Source organism: Pseudomonas sp. 18173, assembly GCF_050432945.1.
Lineage (GTDB): Bacteria > Pseudomonadota > Gammaproteobacteria > Pseudomonadales > Pseudomonadaceae > Aquipseudomonas.
In genome coordinates this window covers 1-9,448 of record NZ_JBKFTN010000048.1, presented here as the reverse complement: position 1 = coordinate 9,448, position 9,448 = coordinate 1, and the positions used below count along the sequence as shown (strand labels likewise).

Genomic DNA, 9,448 nt, shown 5'->3' with positions numbered 1-9,448 from the left:
CCGGCATCCCGTACCCCGACGCCGCCGAAGGGGATGTCATCTTCGTGAGTTGGGGCGGAGTGTTCCAGCAGTCCGAACCTCTGACGGCGCAGCAGATCAGCGACCCGGTCAACCACCCGATTGAAGTGCTGATCAGCAAAGACACCATCCTGCAGGCCGGTGACACCGACGGCACCGGGTTGGCCGTGACCTTCAATGTTCGCGACAACGTCAGCAACTACGCGGAAGACTGGTGCCGGGAAACCCGGATCGTCGTCTCCACCAACACCTCCCTGTTGCTCGCCCCTATTGGCATGAACCCCAGTTCGACCAAGTCCTGATCGTCCGGGTCAATCCCTCGACCGAATTCCATGAAGGTCGCGACCAGATCGTCACCCAGCGCGCTCAGCGGCAACAGGCCTCTGGGATCAGCCGGATCAATGACCGCTGGAATGTCGGGTGCGTCAACATCAAGCACAGATGCTTCGTGGACTTGCGGATTATCGGCAGGTTTTTCGGGCGGCGCCATTTCGAGCCTTCCTGAGTGAAAGTGGTGGTGCAACGCACTTGGTTGCGCTGCTTGAATGGCTCTATTTAATGCCCGCTGGAGAAAACTGCCTACTGTCAGAAATAACAGGTATTTCGACCACTCATCGGATAATCGCCCTCAAACCACCTGATTTTTCACTGCCCATAAAAAACCCGCGCTCCCGATCAATCAGGAGCACGGGTTCAGTGGTTGCGACTTCGGGTTACACGGTATCCACCTTCAGCGAATGATCGTTGAGCATGCCGTTGATGATGGTCGCCGTATCATGTCCGCCCGCGATCACCCCACCCGCCCCCGGCGTTACACCGTAATGACTGGCGAGGTTGACGCCAGCCAGGTCGATGGTCTGGTTCGGCGCGGCGCCGGCCATGGCGCTGACGTCGATACTCGTCACCGTTGATGCCCCGCTGCCGGTGACGGTGAAGTGCAGGTAGTCATCCAGCGAAGCCGTGGTGCCGTTTTCCCCTTGCAGCAGTTGCGACAGGTCGAGCTTGTCGGTGCCGGGCGTGAAGTCGGTGATCACATCATGGCCACTGTTGCCCTTGAGCCATTGAAACGTGTCAGCCCCTGCCCCGCCGGTGAGAGTGTTGTTGCCCAGGCCACCGATCAGCAGATCATCGCCACCCCCGCCATTGAGGATGTCGTTGCCCAGGCCGCCGTTGATCACGTTGTTATTGCTGTCGCCGGTCAGGGTGTCGTTGAAGTTCGACCCGGTGAGGTTTTCGATACCAGTCAGAGTATCCGTACCCGCGCCGAGGGTGTTTTGCGCAGCGAGCAGGCTGAGGTCGACTGTCACCCCGGCAGTGGCGTGGGCGTAACTGGCCGTGTCGATGCCCGGGCCGCCGTCGAGGATGTCATTGCCCGGGCCGCTGAAGAGCAAATCATTGCCGGCACCGCCGTGCATTTCGTTGTTGCCGGAGCCGGCGGTGAGCACATCGTTGCCGTCGCCGGCATTGATGATGTTGTTGCCCGTGCCCGCCACCAGTATGTCATCCCCGCTGGTGCCGGTGAGGGTGTGGCCATCCTGGTAGCTGATGGTCAGGTTGGCCGAATCGCTGCCGCCATGGTTGTCGTTGGCGGTGTAGGTGTCATGGTAGTCCGGGGCGACGTCATGTGCCCCGGCGTAGTTGACGGTCATGGTCAGTTGATAGGTTTCAGAACCGTTGCCGCCACTACCCGAGTTGGGGATGTTGGTGATGTGGATCTGATAGGTCGCATCGGATGTCGCGGTGATGGTCTGGCCGTCCGCGATGGAGGTGAACCCGCCGCCGTTAGCCGAGTACTCCATGCTGATACGCCCGGCTGCCAGGTTGTGGTCCAGGTTGAGGGTTTCACCTGCCTTGAGGTTGACGGTAATGAGGTCCTCACCGGTGCTGCTGCCGACCGAACCCAGCGCGCCACTGACCACCAGGACAGCGGTCATGGCCGCCGCGTTGGCGACAAAGGCACTGCGGGCAATGGTCACGGCCTGCGCGCTGTTGCCGGTGAAACTGAAGTTCGGGCTGCTCCCGGTGAAGTCCGCGCCCCTCGGTACCCAGCCGGTGTTGAAGGAAGTCGGTGTCGCCGAGAGTTGGTCGCCATTGGGGTCGGTGTCGTTGGCCAGCAACAGTTCGCCCGGTACCACGACGGTGCCCGACAGCACGTTGGTGATGACGTGGTCGTCCACCGCCACCGGCGGCCCGTTGGGGATCACTTTCACGGTCAGCGTCGAGCTGGCGAGGTCGCCATCGTTGTCGCTGACGGTGAATCCGATGTTTTCGGTAATCAACACCGACGTGGTTTTCTGCGAGGTGTAGTTGTAGTCGCCAGTGTCGAGATTGATCACCAGCGTGCCGCCATTGTTGGTGGCGATGCTCACCGTGTTGTCCACGGTGTTGAAGGTACCGTGGTTGGTGCCGCCGCCTGGCGTCAACGAACCCTGGCCACCGAGGGCTTTTGGGTCGTAGGTGTAGGTGGTGCCGTCGACCACGATGGATTTGATGAAACCGCCATCAGCGCCGAACGTGCCGCCCTCACCCTGCAACGAACCGGTGACCGGTGCGCCGACCACGGTGCCAGACAGCACCGAGTTGAGTTGGTTGAGGTCGGTGACCACCACCGCATTGGTGTTGGTGTGGCTGATGCCGTCGTAGGCCAGCGGATCGAGGTTGGCGTTGCTCACGCCGCTGCCCAGGCCGATCGCATAGTTCTTGATGTTGTTGGCATCAAGGAAGGCTTTCAGCGTGGTTTCGTCGGCGGTGCCGATTTCCTGACCGGTTGTGGGCTTGCCGTCGGAGAAGAAGTAGCCGACGTTTTGCGCACCGGTCAGTTTGCCCGAGGTGTTGAACGCAGTCTGCATGGTCGCCACGGCCGCGTCATAGTTGGTGCCGCCGCCGGCTGTGAGGCCAGCCAGCAGTGTCTTGGCGGTCGCGACATCGACCCACACCGACGTCCTGTCGGTGGCACTGCTGCTGAACGTGACAAGCTGCACTTTCACATCGCCCAGGTCGTCGTATTTATCCAGCAAGGCACTGATGGCCTGCTTGGCCAGGTCCAGCCGAGACAGGCCAGACACCCCGGAAGGGTCGACCATGCTGCCGGAGATGTCGAGCACGATCAGCAGGTTGGAATCGATCTCCACCGCCGCCACCAAGCGATCCGAAGCGACCGCCTTGGGCACGTCATCGACAATGTTGACCACGATGGTGCTGGTGCTGCTGTTGCCCAGCGCATCGGTGGCTTTGTAGGTGAAGCTTTCACTCAGGCTGTTTGGCCCGTCGTTGGCGTTCGGCGAGGTTTTCGGTGCCGAGGTCAGGGTGTAGGTGTAGCTGCCGTCGGGGTTGAGCAGGATCTGCCCGTAGGTGCCGGTGGCGCTGCCGACCAGTGTGTAGGTGAGCGCGCCGCTGGCGCCCGAGACCGAACCGACCAGGGTGCCGGACGCGGTTTCGCCCGTGTTGCCCGGGTCGCTGCCGATGACCGTACCGGCGGCCAGGTCCTGCCCGTCCTTGCTCAGGTCGAGGGCTTTTTCGTAGACCGTCACGTCGCTGTCGGGGTTCGCCTTGATTGCGCTGTTGGCGACGTTGATGGTGATGGTGGTGGTGCTTTCATCGCCATCGGAGTCACGCACGGTGTAGGTGAACGTATCGGTGGCCCCCGCATCGCCGACCGAATTCTGATTGCTGTGATACACCGCGTTGCCATTGGCATCGAGGGTCAGGTAGCCATAGCTGCCGTTGATCTGGTTGCCCAGCCCGCCGATGGCCGAGGTTGATGTGTCGCTGCCAGCACGCACGCCAACCACCGCGCCAGTGACCACCGGACCATCGGCGCCGCTGACGTCGTTGCCCAGCACACTGATGTTGACGGTGCCGCCCTCCGTTACCGACGACGAGTCAGGTCTGGCGGTCGGCAGGTCGTCGATGATGTTGACGTTGATCTGCCCGGTTGCCGTGTCGCCGTCCGTATCGGTGGCCACGACGTTGAGGTTCTCGGTCAGGCTGTTGGCGCCGTTGGCCGCTGGATGGGCTTCGTTATCGTTGAGCGTGTAGCTGTAATTGATCACGCCAGTGACCGGGTTGTAACCGGTGACGGTCAGCGTGTTGCCCAGCAGCGTGACGGCGGTTTGCGGGAAGCCGGCGACCACGCCATTGGTGACCACGGCGATGCCGCCGACGGTCAGGGTTTGCAGGCCATCCAGGGCGGTCACCGTGAAGGTCCCGCTCTGGGTCAGGGCCGGCGTGTTGGGGTTGGAGCCATCGCTGAGGTTTTTCTCGTAGACCGTCAGCTCGCCGCCATTCACGTCGAGTCCGTTGAGGGTCACCGGATCGTCGTTGTTGTGGACGTTCAGCACCAGGCTCGCCGTGCTGGCATCGCCGTCCGAATCGGTGATGGTGTAGGTGAAGGTTTCGGTGCCGTTGCCGCCGCCGTGCAACGCCTTGAAGTCGGCATCGCTGGTGTTCAGCGTGTAGGTATAGGTGCCATTGGCATTGAGTACCAGGGTGCCATAGGTTCCGGTGAACGTGCCGGGAGTGATCGGGCCGGCGTTTGCACCCACCGTTACCCGGTCGGCGCCTTGCACGTCGTTGCTCAGCACGTTGCCGTTGAGCGTCAGCAGGGATTCCGAAGCGGTCGAAGCGTTGCTGTCGTACACGCCCTTCGGCAGGTCGTCGACGATGTTCACATCCAGTGAACCGGTCGCGGTGGTGCCGTTGTCGTCGACCACGGTCACGGTGAACTGCTCAGGCAAGTTGTTGGCGCCGTTGGCGGTCGGGTGCGCTTCGTTGTCGTTGAGGGTGTAGCTGTAGCTCACGACGCCAGTAGCGGCGTTGAAGCCGGTGATGGTCAGCGTGCTGCCCAGCGGCGTGGTGACCGACTGCGGGAAGCCCGCCGCCACACCAGCGGTGACCACGGCGATGCCGCCGACGCTCAGGGTGGTTACACCGTCCAGCGCAGTGACGGTGAAGGTGCCGTTCTGGGTCAGGGCCGGTGTATCCGGGGTGCTGCCGTCGCTGAGATTTTTTTCGTAAACCGTCAACTCGCCGCCATACACGTTGAGGCCATCGAGGGTGACGGGGTCATCGTTGTTGTGGATCTGCAGCACCAGGTTCGCGGTGCTGGTGTCGCCGTCCGAATCGGTGAGGGTGTAGGTGAAGGTTTCCGTGCCGTTGCCACCGCCGTGCAACGCCTTGAAGTCGGCATTGCTGGTGTCCAGCGTGTAGGTGTAGGTGCCGTTGGCGCTCAGCACCAGGGTGCCGTAGGTACCGGAGAAGGTGCCGGGGGTGACCGGGCCGGCATTCGGGCCGGTGGCGACATTATCGGCACCGATCACGTCATTGCCGAGCACATTGCCGCTGAGGCTGGACAGGGTCTCCGAAGCGGTGCCGATGTTGCTGTCGTTATAGGCTTTCGGTACGTCATCGACAATGTTCACCACGATGGTGCTGGTGACGATGTTGCCCAGCGAGTCGGTGGCCTGGTAGGTGAAGGTTTCGTGCATCACGTTCGGGCCGTCATTGGCGTGCGGCGTGGTGCTCGGCGGTGTCGTCAGGGTGTAGGTGTAGGTGCCGTTGGCGTTGATCTCAATCTGCCCGAACGCCCCGACATTGCTGCCGACCAGGGCGTAGGTGATCGCACCGACGGCGTGGGTGACCGAGCCCACCAGGGTGCCGGAAGCGGTTTCGCCCGTGCTGGCCGGATCGCTGCCGGTGACGTTGCCGGCGACCAGGTCCTGGCCATCCTTGCTCTGGTCGAGGGCTTTTTCGTAAACCGTTACATCGTTGTCGCCGACCGCTTTCAGGCAACTGTTGTAGACGTCGATGGTGATGGTGGTGGTGCTTTCGTCACCATCGGAATCCCGCACGGTGTAGGTGAACACATCCACCGCGCCAGGGCCGCTCACTGCGTTAGGCGTGCTGTGATACACGGCGTTGCCGTTGGCATCGAGGGTCAGGTAACCATAGGTGCCGGCGATGTGGTCGCCGAGCCCGCCGATGGCCGAGGTTGATGTGTCGCTGCCGGCACGCACGCCGACCACCGCGCCAGTGACCGCCGGGCCGTCAGCGCCACCGATGTCGTTATCCAGCACATTGCCGCTGACGGTGCCGCCCTCCTGCACCGAATCCGCGTCGGGCCTGGCGCTCGGCAGATCGTCGATGATGTTGACGTTGATCTGCCCGGTCGCCGTGTCGCCATCCGAATCGGTGGCCACGACGTTGAGGTTCTCGGTCAGGCTGTTGGCGCCGCTGGCCGCTGGATGGGCTTCGTTTTCGTTGAGGGTGTAGCTGTAGCTGACCACGCCGGTCGCCGGGTTGAAGCCGGTGACGGTCAGCGTGCTGCCCATTGGCGTGGTGATCGATTGCGGAAAGCCCGCGGCTACACCGCCGGTGATCACGGCAATGCCGCCGACGGTCAGGGTTTGCAGGCCATCCAGGGCAGTGACGGTGAAGGTCCCGCTCTGGGTCAGGGCCGGTGTATCCGGGTTGGTGCCGTCGCTGAGGTTTTTCTCGTAGACCGTCAGCTCGCCACCATACACGTCGAGGCCGTTGAGGATTATCGGATCGTCGTTGTTGTGGATTTGCAGCACCAGGTTCGCCGTGCTGGCATCGCCGTCCGAATCGGTGATGGTGTAGGTGAAGGTTTCCGTGCCGTTGCCGCCGCCGTGCAGCGCCTTGAAGTCGGCATCGCTGGTGTTGAGGGTGTAGGTGTAGGTGCCGTTGGCATTGAGCACCAGGGTGCCGTAGGTGCCGGTGAAGGTGCCGGGAGTGATCGGGCCGCTGTTTTCGCCCACCGTTACCCGGTCGGCGCCCTGCACGTCGTTGCTCAGCACGTTGCCGTTCAGCGTCAGCAGGGATTCCGAGGCGGTCGAAGCGTTGCTGTCGTACACGCCCTTCGGCAGGTCGTCGACGATGTTCACGTCGAGGCTGCCCGTGGCCGTGGTGCCGTTGTCGTCGACCACGGTCACGGTGAACTGCTCTGGCAAATTGTTGGCGCCGTTGGCGGTCGGGTGGGCTTCGTTGTCGTTGAGGGTGTAGCTGTAACTGACCACGCCGGTGGCGGCGTTGAAGCCGGTGATGGTCAGCGTGCTGCCCAGTGGCGTGGTGATCGATTGCGGGAAGCCCGCCGCCACACCGCCAGTGACCACGGCGATGCCGCCGACGCTCAGGGTCGTCACGCCGTCCAGCGCAGTGACGGTGAAGGTGCCGCTCTGAGTCAGGGCCGGCGTGTTGGGGTTGGAGCCATCGCTGAGGTTTTTTTCGTAAACCGTCAGCTCGCCACCATACACGTTGAGGCCATCGATGGTGACGGGGTCATCGTTGTTATGGATTTGCAGCACCAGGTTCGCCGTGCTGGCATCGCCATCCGAATCGGTGATGGTGTAGGTGAAGGTTTCCGTGCCGTTGCCGCCGCCGTGCAGCGCCTTGAAGTCGGCATCGCTGGTGTTGAGGGTGTAGGTGTAGGTGCCGTTGGCATTGAGCACCAGGATGCCGTAGGTGCCGGTGAAGGTGCCGGGAGTGATCGGGCCGCTGTTTTCGCCCACCGTTACCCGGTCGGCGCCCTGCACGTCGTTGCTCAGCACGTTGCCGTTCAGCGTCAGCAGGGATTCCGAGGCGGTCGAAGCGTTGCTGTCGTACACGCCCTTCGGCAGGTCGTCGACGATGTTCACGTCGAGGCTGCCCGTGGCCGTGGTGCCGTTGTCGTCGACCACGGTCACGGTGAACTGCTCTGGCAAATTGTTGGCGCCGTTGGCGGTCGGGTGGGCTTCGTTGTCGTTGAGGGTGTAGCTGTAACTGACCACGCCGGTGGCGGCGTTGAAGCCGGTGATGGTCAGCGTGCTGCCCAGTGGCGTGGTGATCGATTGCGGGAAGCCCGCCGCCACACCGCCAGTGACCACGGCGATGCCGCCGACGCTCAGGGTCGTCACGCCGTCCAGCGCAGTGACGGTGAAGGTGCCGCTCTGAGTCAGGGCCGGCGTGTTGGGGTTGGAGCCATCGCTGAGGTTTTTTTCGTAAACCGTCAGCTCGCCACCATACACGTTGAGGCCATCGATGGTGACGGGGTCATCGTTGTTATGGATTTGCAGCACCAGGTTCGCCGTGCTGGCATCGCCATCCGAATCGGTGATGGTGTAGGTGAAGGTTTCCGTGCCGTTGCCGCCGCCGTGCAGCGCCTTGAAGTCGGCATCGCTGGTGTTGAGGGTGTAGGTGTAGGTGCCGTTGGCATTGAGCACCAGGGTGCCGTAGGTGCCGGTGAAGGTGCCGGGAGTGATCGGGCCGCTGTTCTCGCCCACCGCTACCCGGTCGGCACCTTGTACGTCGTTGCTCAGTACGTTGCCGTTGAGGGTCAGCAGGGATTCCGAAGCGGTCGAAGCGTTGCTGTCGTACACGCCCTTCGGCAGGTCGTCGACGATATTCACGTCGAGACTGCCCGTGGCCGTGGTGCCGTTGTCGTCGACCACGGTCACGGTGAACTGCTCTGGCAAATTGTTGGCGCCGTTGGCAGTCGGGTGGGCTTCGTTGTCGTTGAGGGTGTAGCTGTAACTGACCACGCCGGTGGCGGCGTTGAAGCCGGTGATGGTCAGCGTGCTGCCCAGTGGCGTGGTGATCGATTGCGGGAAGCCCGCCGCCACACCGCCAGTGACCACGGCGATGCCGCCGACGCTCAGGGTGGTTACGCCGTCCAGCGCAGTAACGGTGAAAGTGCCGCTCTGGGTCAGGGCCGGTGTATCCGGGGTGCTGCCGTCGCTGAGGTTTTTCTCGTAGACCGTCAGCTCACCACCCTCGACATTCAAACCGCCAATCGTCACCGGGTCGTCATTGTTGTGGATCTGTAGCACCAGGTTGGCGGTGCTGCTGTCGCCGTCCGAATCGGTGATGGTGTAGGTGAAGGTTTCCGTGCCGTTGCCGCCACCGTGCAACACCTTGAAGTCAGCATCGCTGGTGTTGAGGGTGTAGGTGTAGGTGCCGTTGGCATTGAGCACCAGGGTGCCGTAGGTGCCGGAGAAGGTGCCGGGGGTGATCGGACCAGTACCTTCACCAATCGTTACCCGGTCGGCGCCCTGCACGTCGTTGCTCAGCACGTTGCCGTTGAGGGTCAGCAAGGTTTCCGAGGCCGTCGACGCATTCGAGTCGTCCACGCCTTTCGGCAGGTCGTCGACGATGTTCACATCCAGTGAACCGGTCGCGGTGGTGCCGTTGTCATCGACCACGGTCACGGCGAACTGCTCAGGCAAGGTGTTGGCGTCGTTGGCGGTTGGATGGGCTTCGTTGTCGTTGAGGGTATAGCTGTAGCTCACGACACCAGTGGCGGCGTTGAAACCGGTGATGGTCAGCGTACTGCCCAGCGGGGTGGTGATCGATTGCGGGAAACCGGCCGCCACGCCAGCGGTGACCACGGCGATGCCGCCGACGGTCAGGCTGGTCACGCCGTCCAGCGCAGTCACGG

General features: G+C 62.8%; 2 protein-coding genes. One reads left to right on the top strand and one right to left on the bottom strand.

What is annotated here, in order from left to right:
• Positions 1-320 (top strand): hypothetical protein (locus tag ACLD1X_RS28610; protein WP_429373585.1); only part of this gene is annotated, 320 nt, incomplete at its 5' end.
• 411 nt (positions 321-731) lie between these two features.
• Here the strand turns inward: ACLD1X_RS28610 and ACLD1X_RS28605 are convergent.
• Positions 732-9,428 (bottom strand): Ig-like domain-containing protein, encoded by an 8,697-nt coding sequence (locus ACLD1X_RS28605; RefSeq protein WP_429373583.1) that lies wholly within the window; start codon positions 9,426-9,428, stop codon positions 732-734.
• Positions 9,429-9,448: the final 20 nt, after the last annotated feature.